We start from the raw sequence: 17169 nt of genomic DNA, 5'->3' as shown, positions 1-17169 counted from the left end.
AGTTGAAATAAAAAAGAGATTACCACCAAATTTGACGAAGAACCATAATTTTTATTTCTTATTAATTATTTCCAATGCTTTCTTTGCTTCAGCGCTGTATTGCTGATACTTGGGTGATGTAGGACTGGAGCACTCCTTACTTACATAATCGCGCATCACTACCTTCACACCTTCTACCATAGCAGCACGGTCACTCATCTTCAAATCCGGATTCTTCAATACTTCATCTACCTTTTCTTTGATAGTATCCAACACTTCTTCCGTCAGGTCTTCGCTGGTCAGGAGTTCTGTAAACTGGGATGCGATAAGGGTTACCATTTCAGCCCCCCATTCATCGGCAGTGACAATACACCAACCCTTTTCTTCCCGTTCGTTTTCACGCACAGCAAGAATATTGTTTGCAGCAGCCACGAAGAAATAAGGGATAAAGTCTTTCGGCGATACCTTCTTTTCTCCCATCAGATCCGGCAATTCCGTACCGTCGCCTTCGCTGTGAAGCAAGATACGGGCTTCTTTAGCAGCCAATTCATTCTTATTATTCACCATATCGTTATACGCACGATCATAAGAAGGCAACCAAGCGATAGCACGCATCGGGAAACAATACCGGATGGAAATAACCGTTATTTCATTCATCCGATCACTGGAAGTATTGAAGTTGATTGTACTTCCCGGCGTAGCATTTCCAAAAGCACCTTGTAATGCGGCTTTCAGTTTATTAGAGAATGCTTTGAGCGAATCGTTTCCTTCATCAGTCGGCATCGAAATCAAAATTGTCTTGCGATTGATTGATTCGGGATGAGATACCGGGTTTTCGTTGTTATTCAACGCTTTCGAAAGTTGTCCGTCATCCAGTTTCAGGAATGTACCGCTCTGGTTGATGACTGTAGAAGCGAAATTACGAATATCCGTATCCGTAAGCAACACCTTTTGCAACTGTTGCAGCACGTTCAATCCTAAAATCTTGTCGTTCTGATAATCCTGATCGTGTTTTTCACGAATCTTCGGACTCAACTCCGTATCGAATATATCAAAGATAGCATCTTCGGAAGTAGTGGCAGCCAGTTCGCTGAAGTGGGCATAATTACGGTTGCCTGTAATAGCCTTACGGATATTTCCCGACCAGGTTTCCTGTTGGTTCTTATCCAGAATCAATGCCTGTTCGAGCTTGAGCATTTTCTCATCTTCACTGACTTCTACAATAGCACTCGACAAATCGGCTATTCCTTTGGTGTTCTTATTACGGTCGGCAATACGTTTTTCTGCAGCATCCATTGACACCAGCAACACACCGATGAACTGACTTACTTCAGCACTGAATTCTTCGAACGCAGCACGTAACTTACCCAGCAACTTACCTTCAAATTCATAAGCAACACGTTGGGTACGCAACGTATAGAGATCTTTCATTATCATCTGATGATCGGAGTAGAGACGGGGGGAACGTCCGGTAGCACGCTGCAACAACGACAAGTGATTATAGTCGTAATTGTTAGCATCCGCATCGTCCTCATTCACCTTGATCTTTTCATCCACTCCGGCAATATCAGTTTCGATCTTCTCTTTGCGGTCTTTTATGTAAGTCAATACAGTATCACAGATATTCAGCAAATCCTCCAAGGAAAGGGTGCCCTCATACCATTTTGTATATAGATTCTTCTCTATACGTTCAATAATATATTGTGCCTGTTCCTTCAACAACTGGTCGTTACTCTTGTCCTGATAGTAAACTTCTACTCCCTGTTTATTACGGAAAGCATTCTTATACGTATCCGCACAGATACTTTCAAGGAATCTCAATGGTTCCGGGTCTACCGCTTTGGCATCATCATAAGAATAGCTGTTGGTAATATCACTCCAGAAATTTTCTATCTTGCTGCAATACTTATCTGTATCGAATATCTTTTCTTCCAACATCAAATGACTATCATCCAGCAACCAGTCGCGCAAGTTCTTGTCATTGATATACAACTCACGATAATCCTTACGAACCGATTCCTGTACAAAACCGAAATCATCCTTGAAGTTATTATATTGCATCTGCCAGAGAACACGTTCACCTACGGTATAAGTGATATGTTCCAGTATTCGTTTTTCGGGATAAATAATGCGTTTGATACCGAATGTATTGATTGCTTTCGTACGGGCACGTTCCTTATCCGTCCCTTTCGACTTTTCGCTGTACTCTACACAGAAGTCATTGATATTCTCCAAACTGAAGGAACGCAGAAGATCATCAGTCGTACCATGTTTCTCTTCCAAAAACAGACGGAAATAAACGGTATCCGCCAACAACTGTGGCAATTCTGTAAACGAATTGACTACCACGCCATTTTCATTCACATTAGAGTAAAGCATCAAACCGAACTGCTTATTAGGAGTAAAGTCCAACTCTATCTTCTCTTCCCCACGAATAACGTCCGAAGGAACAAAACGTCCGATATTCAGCGCACTCAACTCTTTCAATGCAGCATAACCATTCTGATGGTAGCGTCCGGCCTGACATCCGGAAGGAATATCCAATTCAGGCACCATGGCATAAACCATAATATTAGCATGCTTATAAGTCTCTTGTGCACGGGTTTGAGCAACAACATCAATAATAGCACCTGATCCCGTACCACCGGCCAAACCAGTAAAAATATGAATATTAACCTCATCTTTGTTGGTCAGGGACTTCACTTTATTGTACTGCCCCTTCAAAGCAGAAAGATACTTGTTGCAATTTGCAGCAAAAAGAATACGTCCCGCACGACGTTTCTGTCCGGCAGCTTGCCCCACTTCACCCAACGTATTCTTCATTGAAGCACCATTCTTCACAATAGTCTTCAATCCGGGATAATTGGATACATTATCCAGAATCTGCTTCAAGTCCACCGACTTAATATCCACAAACTCACTTTCCGTAAACGAAGCATCCTTCCCCATCACACGGAAAGAAGGATCACCCGGCGTCATCATCTCACGCGTAGAATCGACATATACAAAACCGATAGACAGTTTGTCTCGTTCTTCATCATTGGGAAATTCCTGATAAATGCGTTTACGAATGGCCTTCAGTACTTTACCGCCTGTACCGCCTACACCAACCAAGATGTGGTTAGGACTTTTCGGGTCTAATGTTTCCATAATATCATTTAGTATTTATAATTGTTTTCTTATAATCTTTATCTGCGCCGCGGACGATGCGAACGGCTCGTATGCTGCGTAGTCCGATGACGGGTAGAAGCTGATGCCCCTCGTTGTCCCTGTCGATTACGACCATTTCCTGTCAATGCTGGCAAGGCAGCTACTACGAAACATATCATTACTCCACCTAATGCCCATGCCGCACGTCGCCACATAAAGCCATTGATGATGCTATTAATAAGAGAAAGCGCCGAGGTTTTCTGATCTGATACTTCGTCCACTTTCGTTCCGACTTTATCAAGATAAGGTTTTAAAACAGGATAGGTCGTTTCAATATTATTCCAATCGACCTTTCTACTAACAGTATTACTTAGGCCAGTAATGTCTTCAACTACTCCTTTTACTTTTCCGGCACCAATAATTGCCGTAAACTGAAAGGAAAGAAAGAAGAGAAGAAAAAGTCCTATCAATCCAACCAACCACTTTGGGGTGTCCATTAGTTCATTTATCAGATACACGACAAGAATCGTAACTACAATTCCCGCCAGTATTCCCCAAAAGAGCGTAACAATAAAACCAAGTATACCCATATGGACTGTTTTTCCGGTCTATAAATTCCACTGATTCAACCTGTTCATTAGATACAAAAAAAGCGCAGGAATTTGTTTCATTATTCGTCTTCATCTTTTAAGTACACATACCACTCTTTAATAGACAAAACCAGATCTATCAATACAGAAATATTTACGTTTAAGCTCAAAAAAAAGTTAAAGACGACTACTAAAAACGCTTTTCTGAAATTTCGCCAGCCCTCCTACAGCTTAGCGAAATGTTGCAAAAGTAATTGTTTTATCAAAAGATGCAAATTTTCAAAGAGTTTTTTAGTCATCTATCAAAAGTTTACTAAAATCAAGCATTTTGACAACAATAAAAAGATACCGGACTTCGTTTTGTTGAAACCATAACGTCCGTTTATTAATATATTAGATTGGGAAAATATAAGAATAAAAAGCTACCTTTGCAACCGTTTCCTCTGTTTGACTGTTATTCATATAAAAAAATTGTAGATTAATCAATATCAACATGGACAAAAGTAAAAATCTGCGTGGTCATCTGTTTGCACTTTCAGCAAACGTCATGTGGGGATTGATGTCTCCCATCGGTAAGTCGGCTCTTCAAGAGTTTTCTCCAATTTCTGTCACTACATTCCGCATGGTGGGAGCAGCCGCCGCTTTCTGGCTACTTTCTATATTTTGCAAACAGGAACATGTGAACCATCAGGATATGCTAAAAATCTTCTTTGCTTCACTGTTTGCGCTAGTATTCAATCAAGGAGTGTTCATCTTCGGGCTTTCTATGACTTCTCCTATTGATGCTTCTATCGTAACTACCACTCTACCGATTGTAACAATGGTTGTAGCAGCTATCTATTTAAAAGAACCGGTGACAAATAAAAAAGTACTGGGAATTTTTATAGGTGCTATGGGAGCGCTCATTCTCATTATGAGCAGCCAGGCAGGAAACAACGGAAATGGAAGCCTGATTGGTGACTTGCTTTGTCTCGTTGCGCAAATCAGTTTTTCCATATACCTGACTGTATTCAAGGGATTGTCTCAACGATATTCGGCAGTAACGATTAATAAATGGATGTTCATATATGCTTCAATGTGTTACATTCCGTTCTCCTATTATGATATTTCTACGATTCAATGGACTTCTATTTCCACTGTCGCCATTCTACAGGTACTTTATGTCGTATTAGGAGGTAGTTTCCTCGCGTATCTCTGCATTATGACTGCACAGAGGCTGCTCCGTCCTACGGTAGTCAGTATGTACAATTATATGCAACCCATCGTGGCTACGATTGCGGCAATCGCGATGGGCATCGGAAGTTTCGGCTGGGAGAAAGGGATTGCTATCGCACTTGTATTCCTGGGAGTATATATTGTGACTCAAAGTAAATCGAGAGCTGACTTCGAAAAGATAGGAAAAGAAGTATAAGCCACAACTAACAAAGTAAGCATAACAAGGTGGTAGAAGCAGCTAACACTGCACCAATAAGAGTTTCATAAGGTATTAACTTTAGTCGTTCTTTAAAAGTTAGTTCACAAACGCCGCCAGTGGCATGGAAAAAAGAGCCATGGGGCAAATGATCCAGTACAGTTGCTCCGGAATTTATCATTGCAGCTCCCCATACAGCGGAAATCCCTACTGATAATATGGTTTCTGCAAAAGAGGCGGATGCAAGAGTACTTCCTGCGGTAGTAGAAGCGGTGGCGGCTGACATCAGCGCCCCTGATACAGGAGCAATCATAACTTCATCAAAGTGTGCTTGCGCCAACAGGTTTAATATCCAGTCTTTTAACGTAGAGTTCTTTATTATTCCGGCAATAGTACCAGTAGCAACCAATAAAATAGCAACAGAAGACATCTTTTGCAGTCCATACTCCATACAAGGCAAAAGATTCTTCCACTGCCTCATACAAAGTAATCCACAAAGACCACCTATGGGCAGCGCAATCAATGGGTCAATAGCAATATCTGCAACAGGACGTAAAGCTAAAAGTATAATCGTTACTATAGGAGCTACCAGACTACTGGCAAGTGACGGAAGTTGCCTATCATCTTGCACTTCCTCCTTTGTCTCACGCATCACCATCAATCGCTTAGGAATAAAGCGCACGATCACAAATACCGTAAACAGTAATCCTAAAAAAGCAGGTAAAAGATTAGCTAACATAACTGATGAAAGATCTGCTCCAAAATTATCAGCTGCAATAATCGTATTGGGATTGGGAGAAATGATATTTCCACATTTTCCTCCTCCTATCATAGCTACTAACAATACAGAAGGAGACAATCCTAATCGTTTACCTATGGAAAGAGCTACAGGAGCAACCGTTATAACAGCGACATCTATAAATACACCGACTGCACAAAGTAACATGGTAGCTAAAGCCAAAGCTCCAAATACTCGTTTCTCGCCTAATGAAGAGATGATAGCATTGGATAAAGTAGCAGCCGCTCCCGTTTTAATAAGAACGCCAGACAACACTCCTGCGGTAAGAATACGAATAATGGCCGGAGTCACGTCTTTTACTCCCTCCGTCATCATTTTTACAGTTTCCACCAGAGGCAATCCACCTAATAAACCACCGACAATAGCTCCGGCTATTAAACTATAAGCTGGAGCTATTTTTTTGATAATCAAAAATACGGATAACATTAATCCGATTAGAGCACCTATTGTTGTCATGAGAAACTCTTGATTTTATTTCTGATTCAGACTGAATTGCTTTATAATACGTATCAATTGGGTTACAGTACGCTCTACATTATCCAACGTAAACTTCTGCTGCATAGCTTTATCCAAAGATACAGGGGCAGGCTGAATAGATAATACAGCAGTAAATCCCATTTTATTCAGTTGTTCAGTAGCTTCGACCCCACCACCCAAAGCAATGACAGGGACATTTTCTTTCCGAGCTTCCTTCAAAATTCCGCCTAACGCTTTACCCATGCCCGTTTGTGCATCCAATTTCCCTTCACCTGTGAAAATAAGATCCGCGCCTTGCAATGCTTCACGAAAATGAAGAATATCCAATATGACATCAATGCCCGACTTTAGCTCTGCCTGTATAAAAGGAAGCAATCCTCCGCCGATACCACCTGCCGCTCCCGCACCTGGAATAAAAGCAATATCCATCTGTTTTTGTCTCTTAATAACCTCGGCATAATGCCGAAGCCCCTCATCCAAACTTATAACATGGTCCGGAGTAGCTCCTTTTTGGGGTGCAAATACATAGGCTGCTCCCTGCAAACCATAGAACGGATTATGAACATCACAGGCCATTGTAAAAGTGGCTTCTTTCAAAGCCGGATGAACAAAGGTTTCATCTATAAACTCAATCGCAGCCAAGTTACTCCCTTTCGGTTCTAATCGTTCTCCCGATTTATCAAAGAAACGAATACCTAAAGCACTTAATATACCCATGCCAGCATCATTGGTTGCACTGCCGCCAAGTCCTACAATAAATTGACGACACCCGCGGTTCAATGCATCCAAGATCACTTCGCCAGTCCCATAAGAAGTCGTATTCATCGGATTGCGTAAAGGAAATGCGACTAAAGGCAATCCGCTTGCTGATGCCATTTCTAAAATTGCAGTAGCTCCATCTTTTGTTATTCCATAAGAAACTTCCACCGGATTCATTAACGGGTCATGCACCTCACAGAAGATCTTATTCACTTCCAGAGCAGTACAAATGGCCTCGGTAGTTCCTTCACCACCATCAGCTACCGGAAATTCTAATACCTCACAATAAGGCAGTTCTTTCCGGATAGCCTGCCGGGCGTACCGGGCAATATCCAGTGAACCTGCTGATCCTTTGAATGAATCAAATGCTAAAATAATTTTCTTCATACAACCTATATTTACATAACAAATTTATTTAGCAGACCACTTATCCAGCCCCAACTCTAATAACCGGCATTACGCCTTCTAAAGAAGCTCCTTTCGTATTTAATGTTCTTTTGTAAATCCAACCATTATTACAAAGCACATAAAGCACATTCATAGCTTCTCCTCCCCATGCAACAGATACAGGTTTCACATTTCCCGGCATGGATAGAATAGCTTCACTTCTTCCATTATAATCACAGATCTGAATACCATACGCCGTTGCCAGATACGTTCTTCCAAAATTATCACAGATTGCGGATGTCGTTTCTGCCCCATCAGATTGATCCGGCACATGAATATAATAGAATTCCTGCCCATATAGTAAATCCTTATGTTCCTTATTCACCTTATAGCTGAATCCACGCCGCGTGTCATATCCAAAAGCATATAACCAGTTATTGTTGCCACTTAACGCCAATGAATACACACTTTTTAATCCATCTGCCTTTCTTGATAACTCATATTCATTCGACAAATACCAGATTGAAGTAAACAGATCTCCCTGATTCTCTTTTCCAACTATATAGTAACCGCCATCTCTCAAAGCGACAGCGTTGCATGGACATATTTCAGTCTTTATGTTTTTCCGGATATGCCCGTTTTTATCTGCAATGACTAAACCTTTCCGAGATTCATATGCCAACATTTCATTATCTATTCCTATAGCCAGCACCTTTTTATCAATAATCACAGTTTCTCTTTTATCATCAAGCAACTTTGCTCCTTTCTCCGAAGCAACAAGGATTTCTCCTTTATTATTAGAAAGTAAAATAGAGTTATCTTCGATGCCGGACACGACCTGTTCGAAGTTTTTGCCATCCAATAAAACTTGCCTCAACATAGAATTATGTGTTTCCTTTTTGGGTGATGGAGAATTACCCGGATATCCTTTCCAAAGAAAGCGCATTGCATCCGGAAATAATTGAGTTACATTATCATCACAATGATCTGCATTCTCCGTAAATTGATAGGTAAAGTCATAACCTGCAAAATCCATGGCACGCACCATAGCCTGATTAGCACTCCACCAATCACCAAATGAAGTCCACATATCATGTGAACCACTTTGAAAATAAAACCGAATAGGTTTAGGCTCAAATTTATGAACCAATGTAGAATTCGTAAAAGAACCTCTTAATCCGGTCAGCGAACCGCAAGAGCTATAAACACGAGTGAACTCTTCGGTATTCCAGGCAACATTAAAAGCACAGGCAGCACCAGAACTACAACCTGTAATCATCCGGTCATTTTTATTTTTCGATAGTATTATACTTTTCCCTTCGGAAGTCTTCAATGATTCGACAAAAGGCAAAAGTTCCTCTAAAACAAACTGTCCAAAACGTGGAGAAGGAGTATCATATTCGTATGTCCTGTTTGCCCGTGGACTATCCGGGTCAAAATCACCTATGACTTGTCCCGGAGAAGCAGCCACCAATATCATCATTGGGATTTCTTTACTGGATATTAGATTGGACACTACAGTATCCGCTCTATAACTCATTCCATCTTGAAACACACAGACACATGCAGGAGTCTTTCCATCATATTGTGCAGGTACATAGATGTCTACTTCACGTATCGTACCGGGAAATACAACGGACTTATCAAAACGAGCATAAATATGCTCGCCATACTCTACGCCGACTTTTTTCTTACTGTCGGCCGTTAATACATATTTATTCTGTGCCTGACAAAGACAACAGACTAAAAGCAAAAAAAGCATTAATAATTTTTGTATCATAACCCTCTATTTTTTATCGATTAATGACTTTACTCTCTATACACCCAAACAAAATTATGTAAAAAATACCATTATAGCCAACTTGACAAGATATTATTGCACCTTACAATCCAACTTCAACTCACGAATGCCCGGAGCTCAACAATATTCATGTTCACCTAAAATATAATCAGAATAACTTGATTAATTTCTGATATACACCTTAGCCTTATAAATTCCCGGAGTAGCTATCTTCTTACGACTTGCATAAGAATACGTAAAATTTTGCTCTCCCTCTGCTTCCAAAAAGCCTTTAGATGCATTCACTTCTGAAGAGTCATAAAGACGTCCTACGGCGATCAAAGCATAATTATGCCATGTCTCATCACCATTCAATAAACGGGCAGAGCTCCATTCCCCAGCTTCATAACCTCCCTCCCATATCTGTTCAAAATAGCCTATCTTATTGGGATCATTTGCCGAAATAAATACTTTAAAGTTCATCCCTGCAACCAGAAACTCATCTATATCCGTTTGTATAATCAGGCCGTAAGCCGGTTCATTATTCTTTTCATACACCACTTTTAGCGTATAATCCTTAAATGGGAACACTTGTTCCATTTCATCACCATACTTCAATATACCACGCATTTTTCCCGTACCTTGATATCGGATAATTAAAGATTGCAATTCTTGCAACACTTCATACGATTTGATTAGAAGAAAATGTTCACCCTCGTCCTCTATTGCAAATAGAGCAAAACCAATCGCATCATGTTCGGCAAAGGCATAAAAAGCTCTTCCCGGCTCCATAGTAGATTCCGGGATAAGTAAAGGATTATCCGGACGATGATATTCAGCTACTATTCGCTTAAAGTCAGGTAAATAAATATCAGGAGTCAAAATATCAAGGTGACCGGCAGCAGCTTTATAAATGTCAATAACACGCGAAACCGGTCCACCCGTAGGATATCCTCCCGGCAACTGTTCCGGATATTGCACCAGCCATGCATTGACAAACATGGGTAACGGATATTGCTCCTTTCCCACCCTAGCCACCTCATCGATATAGTCAGCGTACTGCCACGCCATAAAGAATTCTTTAGTAAAAGGCGTATCTCCAAACACCTCTTTCCATGTTCCAGCTTTCACCGAGCCCTTGCTTTCCCATATCTCTTTCACATGTTGATTCAACATATCCTTATTATCCTCCAAATAAGTCATCAGCTTTTCTGGAACCTTTTTTTCAAACCCTACTAAAGCTTGTGGACAGTAATCTATCTCCTGAAATACTCCAACCTCGTTCTCCGGTTGGATAAGAATTACCGTACGTTCCTTATCAACCTCCGACAGATATTTCATCAATGCCCCAAACGCTTTTGCATCCGCTTTCCGGGCTTCCCTACAGAAAGGAGAAATCGTTTCAATATTCTTCCCATCCTTATTCTTCACCCGAAAGAAACGTTCCGTATCTTTCTTAACCCAACCCGGCACATAACTCGATTCTCCATTCTTCCAACTGCCAAACCAAAGCAGACAAAGTCTCAAATCATTCTCACGAGCCTTTTGTAACATGACATCAACCAAATGATAATCAAAAATTCCCTCTTCAGGTTCTAACAACTCCCAAGTCACAGCTGCCAACACAGTATTCAGATTCATCGATTTGAGACGTGCCCAAACAGGTTCCATATACTCAACCGTAGAAGACGTGGAATTATGAAGTTCTCCGGCAATCATCAGAAAAGGTTCATCGTTGACCATCAACTGGACTGCTCCTCCATTTTTCTGCAAAAAAGGAATTGTTTCTTCTTTAACCCCTCCCTTATTATCGCATTGTACCATAACAAGGAGAGTAATCACACAAATAATATATGATATAAATTTTCTCATTCCCTAATTATCTCTTTAACGCAGTGTAAACCGCTTCGTTTGTACATCTCTACTATTACAACCAACCATCACATCAAATTCACCCGGTTCATATACATACTCAATATTATAATTATAAAATTTCAGCATTTCCGGAGTAATCCTGAAGCGGACAGTCTTAGACTCACCAGCTTTCAGATATATTTTTTCATATCCTTTCAGTTCTTTCAATGGACGGGTGACACTCCCTACCACATCACGTAAATAAAGCTGAACGATCTCCTTTCCATCCACTGTCCCTTTATTGGTCACAGTGATACTTGCAGTCAAAAACTCCGTATTGTTTATTACTTCCTTATCCAACGATAACTCTCCGTATTCAAACTGTGTATAACTCAATCCATACCCAAAAGGATATAGAGGTTCATACGTCTCATCAATATACCCTGTCCGATACTTTTCTGATGGTTTTTCTTTACTAGGTGCCCTGCCAGTGTGCTTGTAGCTATACGAAATAGGAACCTGTCCTACACTCCGCGGAAAAGTAGCCGTAAGTTTACCACTTGGATTTACATCTCCAAAAAGCACATCCGCTACCGCATTTCCCGCTTCCGTACCCGGAAACCAGACATTTAAAATAGCAGGAACATTTTCCTCTTCCCAAACCAACGTCAACGGCCTGCCCGCAAATAAAACAAGAACCACCGGCTTGCCTGTATCTACCAGTTTCTTAAGCAAGTCTTTCTGGGCATCCGGAATATTTAAATCGACTCTCGACGTACTCTCTCCAGACATTTCAGCCGCTTCTCCCATCACTGCAATTATAATATCCGATTGATTGGCAATATCCAAAGCCTCTCGTTGAAGCTGACTATCTGTCCGTCCGTCACGCGGGAAGCCTTTTCCCCAATGAGAAGCTCTCTTTTCCAATTCTTCATCATACGTGAGATTACTTCCGCGAGCATAATTGATTTCGGCTTTGTCTCCCACAGCTTCCCTTATCCCCTCAAGTACAGATACAGGAGTATCCAGATCCGCGCTCACAGTCCATGTTCCCAACATATTTCTCCGATTATCCGCCAACGGGCCAATAACGGCTATTTTGCCACTCTTTTGAAGAGGCAAAAGCCGCTCCTTATTTTTCAATAAAACAAAACTTTCAGCAGCCATTTCTCTCGCTGCCCGCCGATGTTCGGGAGTGAACAAATCTTTCTTCGCCCTCTCCTCATTGCAATACTTAAACGGATCTTTGAACAATCCTAATTTATATTTGGCAACTAATATACGGCGGCAAGCCGTATTTATCTGTTCTTCCGTAACTTTTCCCTCATCAAAAGATTTCTTCAGCGTGCTCACCAGTCCCTCACTTGCCATGTCCATATCCAAACCGGCAATAAGTGCCCTGGCAGATACTTCCTGCATATTTCCAATACCATGCTCCGTCAATTCACGAACAGCATCCCAATCAGACACTACAAAGCCATCAAATCCCCACTGTCCTCTCAACAAGTCAGCCAAAAGCCATCTATTGGCTGCAGCCGGAATGCCCTCTACTTCATTGAATGCACTCATTGCACTGCCCACTCCCGCTTCTACGGCTGCCAGATAAGGTAACATATATTCATTAAACATACGTTGACGACTCATATCAACCGTATTATAATCTTTCCCGGCATCCGGAGCTCCATAAAGAGCAAAATGTTTCACACAAGCCAATATATTGGTATTAGCCGACAAGTCACCCTGATAACCACGCACGTATGCTTTGGCAATCTCACCACCAAGCCACGGATCCTCTCCAGCTCCCTCGGCAATACGCCCCCATCGTGCATCCCGTGTGACATCCACCATCGGACTGAATGTCCAGCAAATCCCATTGGCACTTGCCTCCACCGCCGAAATACGGGCTGCCTCTTCAACCATATCCATATTCCAGGTTGCCGCCTGCGCCAAAGGAATAGGGAAAATTGTCTTATAACCATGTATCACATCCATCCCAAACAACAACGGAATCTTAAAACGACTATGCTCCAAAGCCAACTGCTGAACTTCCCTGATTTTCTTCACATCCTGAAGATTCAGCAAAGCTCCTACCTCATTCTTTCGTAAGCGCTCACCGGTATTCGTATTCTTTACAGGACCGGTAATAACCGCCCCATCAATATTAGGCATATTCAACTGACCTATTTTTTCCTCAATAGTCATTTTACTCATCAGGTTATCTACAAACTTATTCATCTTAGACTCCTGTGAACTCTGTGCCATCATACCACAAACAGGTATCATAGCCAATATCAATACTAAAAATCGTTTCATATCATTTTGTTTTTCCTGATTATTCATTTTGTTATTTCCGTTCCATATATTAGTTTCCCGGTGGTATTATACACCCTGTTTGATGCATCAAACACTATCGGAGCACAGTCAAAAGTCTGGTCATCGGTGCGCAAATGTATCTCCGTATTCTTTATTATTCCCTCATTGGCAGGTTTTCCCACGCCAAAAACCTTACCGACATAATCTCCATCCGTACTCCAGTTATTCCCCTCGATATAACAACTATCTATTACACAACCTTTATTGATTCCTGCCCAACTATCACCATAATACAATACAGCAGGACCTTCATTATTGATAAACCTACATTTACGAACCACCACATCATGTACATCCGCTTCAAAATCAAATCCCTGCCCATCCGGACTTTTCCCCTTAATGGTATTCGAGAACGTACAGTTTTCCACCAAATAGTTGTGTACTCTGGCGCATTGGAATGCAGCTACTCCCCACCACATACCTATACCCTCATAACCAGTCTCATTGATTATAATATTTTCGGCCGTACCGCCCGTGATACAATACAGCATTACCCCTCCCGTACGGTATGAACGCTGTACATCACAATCCGAGATATTTACATTTAGAAAAGCCTTTGCCGATATCAAATCGTGTCCATGACGTCTCCATTCACCGGTATCATCATAGTCTCTTCCTATCACTTCAATTCCCACATCACAACGATCAAATTTACATTTCGTAATAGTAATATCCGAAAGCAATGTTCGCCCTCCAAAAGCATCCGCTCCACAGATACTGACTCCCATTCCATAAATCAAATCCGGAGTAACGGGACGTCCGTTCCGTCCACCGCCAATCGGCTCATCCTTATCTGTTATATCATGAAAGTAGCAATCTTCAATCCATATATATTCGTGGTTATACGTGTTTTCCTCCCAAACCACTATTCCTCCATAACAGTCGGAAACTTCCAGACCTTTTATTTTATATCCGGCATCATTCACAATCCTTATTCCATAAATAGCATCATGTCCGGGCTTTATATGAGGCCGTGCCCCTTTCCCATAAGAAGAGATAACAATCGGATTTTCCGGCCTGCCACTCCCTACCGGAAACAAAGACTCTTTCAACCATATATCACCCGCCCTCAATAAAAGGCTATCACCCGGAAAGAGTCTTAGCTGCGATGCTTTTGCCAGTGTTTTAAATGCACGTTTCGGAGTCAGTCCGTCATTGGAGTCATCCCCCGTACTCGAACTTACATAATATTTACGTTGTCCTGCTGAAGCCTGCTGATTAATAGTAAAAGCCTGATGCCCAGACACAAGCGGATAATTCTGACCTTTCCATACAAAAGTTCCTTTAATGTTTTCCGGCAAATCTACCGTAGCAATCAACTTTCCTTTTTTATCCACCTCATAGTTCACTGCAATATCTCCCAAAGGATGAGGAACGGTTCCTGAAACTTTCTTCAATGTCCCCAAATTAGGAGCAATACGTACCTTGCCAAAACCTGGCGCATCAGAATCAATCCCCAATACAACACGATAAAACTCGATGTTAGGGCTCGCTCCCCAAGCATGACAATCAGAACGGGAGGGTTCAGGACGTTCCGCCCATGTAGTCAATCCCAATGCCATTTGTTCTTTCCATACTCCCAGATGCTCCAGCAGTTCATCCCCCAAACCCGCCTTGTTTAAAGCCTGATTCAAATAATAGCGAAAATAGATAGTAACCTGTATTAAATCAATATCAGTCAACACAGAATGCATCACCTGCCGGGCTCCATCTCCTGTAATCACCCCTGCCAATACTGCCAACGAATTCACATGTTGAGAGAAACTATTGTGTTTATACGTATCAGCAAACAATCCACGAGAAACATCCCAATATTTTTTCCGTATGGCAACTTTTACAGCCGATGCTATCTTCGCATAATGTTCTCCCATAGCCGGAAGTCCGAATGCCTTTTCCATTTTGACAACAGACTCTAATGTAAGAAGATACATCAAATCCTGTAAAGCAGAGTTTCCATCCTTTTCGCGCACAGGCTCTCCATTAGGAAACCCTTCCGCCCAATCTGCAAAAAACCAATAAGGTACATACCCCAATGTATGATCTGGTTTCAACCATTGTTCATACCAGGCCAATATAGTACGATAAGCAGGCAGTAATGTTTTCAAATATGCCTCATCCCCCCTATACATCCAGTAATCATACCCCATTCCTATCCACCAAAGTGAAAACGAAGATATAAATTGATGAGAATTGGTAGGATACCGTCCCATCGTTATTCCATCTGCTACAATCGACTGCCGCCCCTGTTCCAATGCATTCTTCACCATACAAGTATCATGCGTATTATACAATGTTATCATTGCCTGAATACGTGTATCTCCCAAATATTGCAGTTGCTCATAATAAGGACAATCCATGTAGGTTTCATTCGCACACAGCCTGGCTGTTCTCCATCCTATCTCCAATATATTCTCCAGATATTCATTCTCCGGTGCCACAAAACGGGCTTCTCTTACAAACGGATAAGCCGAATAAGTGCTATACAGATCCTCAATGACAAGAGGTTCATTTTTCGTCTCAATCCGTACATCCACATATCTCCAAGTACGCCACCACAAATTAGTATACTCCCTGTCATTCCCACCGTCACATATTATTTTATCCTCGTAACCTACAAACATTTTTCCATCCAACTCATTCCTGTTGTCTTTAGCACCTGTAGCGGGATTCGAATAATAGGCCTCCGTGTAACCCAAACGAACTTCCGTCCCTCTTCCCCCGCTAAAAAACATCGACAAATAACCGGTAGTCAGTTGTCCCTGATCCAATATCAAATGAATTTTGCTATTTGCCGGAACAGTAAATGCCTGTTTTTGAGATGGAAATTTTCCGGGTAACCTAACTCCATCCGCTTTTCTAACTTCAGAGAAACGCTCCACTTTATAATCCATTGGCGGTATCGGAGTGGGAACCAAAAGACGTCCCGGATAATCTGCTCCCCCTTTCATGGAACCAGCTAATTCCTGCCGCGCCTTTACCCAACCGGAATCATCATAATCCGATTGTTCCCATCCCCAGGGATATGATGCTGCATCCAACAATTCTCCGGGACCAGCCACATAATATCCGCAAACGGGAGTTTCCCAAGTACTGTATCCTCCATTTTTGATACAAACCCACGTATCGTTTGTATTAACAACAGCTTCCGCCGCCGTATTACCTTGCACTATAAAACCTGTCCGATTGAAACTCATTTGTGCCAAAGGCTTTTTATCACCATAATTCCAAACCACAGCGGCCAGCACATTCTTTCCCTGCCTCAAACAGGAAGACAGATCGACAGTCTCAAAATTCCAATTAAATACATTTCCTCTGGCAGGTCCCAACGATACTAAACTTCCATTTATATACAACTTATACCGGTTGTCAGCAGAAACATGTACCCAGAAATGCTGTGGAAGCGTATCCAACTCAAAAGTCTTCCGGAAGTGATATACTCCATAAATATCCGCAGGCTCATCAGGCATAGAAATCCAACGTGCCGGCCACTGCCCCATATACAATGCAGGATTCACCTTTTCACCCTGATGTCCCGGCAACCGAATTTGTCCACAGAGCGGAAAGTGCATTATTATCAATAACAGTGTTACAAGTGTACGGTTTATCATAC

8 protein-coding genes and 2 pseudogenes are annotated in these 17169 nt (G+C 41.7%); 1 reads left to right on the top strand and 9 read right to left on the bottom strand.

Annotated elements, in window-relative coordinates:
• Positions 1–51 precede the first annotated feature (51 nt).
• Positions 52–3129 (bottom strand): tubulin-like doman-containing protein, encoded by a 3078-nt coding sequence (locus DXA54_RS19955; protein ID WP_120080512.1) that lies wholly within the window; start codon positions 3127–3129, stop codon positions 52–54.
• A 38-nt stretch (positions 3130–3167) separates the two neighbouring features.
• Positions 3168–3719, bottom strand: coding sequence for a hypothetical protein (locus tag DXA54_RS19950; RefSeq protein WP_120080510.1), 552 nt, complete (start codon positions 3717–3719; stop codon positions 3168–3170).
• Positions 3720–4212: 493 nt separating this feature from the next.
• Here DXA54_RS19950 and DXA54_RS19945 point away from each other — a divergent pair, with 493 nt between their 5' ends.
• Positions 4213–5130: a DMT family transporter gene (locus tag DXA54_RS19945; RefSeq protein WP_120080508.1), complete on the top strand. Its 918-nt coding sequence runs from the start codon at positions 4213–4215 to the stop codon at positions 5128–5130.
• 7 nt (positions 5131–5137) lie between these two features.
• Here the strand turns inward: DXA54_RS19945 and DXA54_RS19940 are convergent, their stop codons facing one another.
• The 7 genes and pseudogenes from DXA54_RS19940 to DXA54_RS19915 all read right to left on the bottom strand — a co-directional run.
• Entirely contained in the window at positions 5138–6385 is a 1248-nt protein-coding gene (locus DXA54_RS19940; protein WP_120080506.1) for a GntP family permease, read from the bottom strand.
• 15 nt (positions 6386–6400) lie between these two features.
• The gene (locus DXA54_RS19935) at positions 6401–7552 is read right to left on the bottom strand and encodes a glycerate kinase (RefSeq protein ID WP_120080504.1); all 1152 of its coding nucleotides are present in this window, start codon (positions 7550–7552) and stop codon (positions 6401–6403) included.
• A gap of 40 nt (positions 7553–7592) precedes the next feature.
• Positions 7593–9332, bottom strand: coding sequence for an alpha/beta hydrolase-fold protein (locus DXA54_RS19930; protein WP_008020666.1), 1740 nt, complete (start codon positions 9330–9332; stop codon positions 7593–7595).
• Between the two features lie 183 nt (positions 9333–9515).
• The gene (locus tag DXA54_RS19925) at positions 9516–11204 is read right to left on the bottom strand and encodes a DUF5597 domain-containing protein (RefSeq protein WP_120080502.1); all 1689 of its coding nucleotides are present in this window, start codon (positions 11202–11204) and stop codon (positions 9516–9518) included.
• Between the two features lie 15 nt (positions 11205–11219).
• Positions 11220–13499 (bottom strand): beta-glucosidase BglX, encoded by a 2280-nt coding sequence (gene bglX, locus DXA54_RS19920; protein WP_165863275.1) that lies wholly within the window; start codon positions 13497–13499, stop codon positions 11220–11222.
• Positions 13500–13522: 23 nt separating this feature from the next.
• Positions 13523–14221, bottom strand: a pseudogene (locus tag DXA54_RS28805) (right-handed parallel beta-helix repeat-containing protein); the annotation flags it as partial.
• A 546-nt stretch (positions 14222–14767) separates the two neighbouring features.
• Positions 14768–17164: pseudogene (locus tag DXA54_RS19915) on the bottom strand (alpha-L-rhamnosidase C-terminal domain-containing protein); the annotation flags it as partial.
• Positions 17165–17169: the final 5 nt, after the last annotated feature.

It is taken from the genome of Bacteroides sp. OF03-11BH, assembly GCF_003604005.1.
Lineage (GTDB): Bacteria > Bacteroidota > Bacteroidia > Bacteroidales > Bacteroidaceae > Bacteroides > Bacteroides ovatus.
Note: the sequence above shows the minus strand (reverse complement) of the source record. Positions and strands in the feature narration are given on the sequence as shown.

What these genes read in the sequence shown, in the direction of transcription:
- DXA54_RS19935 (WP_120080504.1), bottom strand. Translation starts at nt 7,552, where the DNA reads ATGAAGAAAATTATTTTAGCATTTGATTCATTCAAAGGATCAGCAGGT.
- DXA54_RS19955 (WP_120080512.1), bottom strand. Translation starts at nt 3,129, where the DNA reads ATGGAAACATTAGACCCGAAAAGTCCTAACCACATCTTGGTTGGTGTA.
- DXA54_RS19950 (WP_120080510.1), bottom strand. Translation starts at nt 3,719, where the DNA reads ATGGGTATACTTGGTTTTATTGTTACGCTCTTTTGGGGAATACTGGCG.
- bglX (WP_165863275.1), bottom strand. Translation starts at nt 13,499, where the DNA reads ATGAAACGATTTTTAGTATTGATATTGGCTATGATACCTGTTTGTGGT.
- DXA54_RS19930 (WP_008020666.1), bottom strand. Translation starts at nt 9,332, where the DNA reads ATGATACAAAAATTATTAATGCTTTTTTTGCTTTTAGTCTGTTGTCTT.
- DXA54_RS19925 (WP_120080502.1), bottom strand. Translation starts at nt 11,204, where the DNA reads ATGAGAAAATTTATATCATATATTATTTGTGTGATTACTCTCCTTGTT.
- DXA54_RS19940 (WP_120080506.1), bottom strand. Translation starts at nt 6,385, where the DNA reads ATGACAACAATAGGTGCTCTAATCGGATTAATGTTATCCGTATTTTTG.
- DXA54_RS19945 (WP_120080508.1), top strand. Translation starts at nt 4,213, where the DNA reads ATGGACAAAAGTAAAAATCTGCGTGGTCATCTGTTTGCACTTTCAGCA.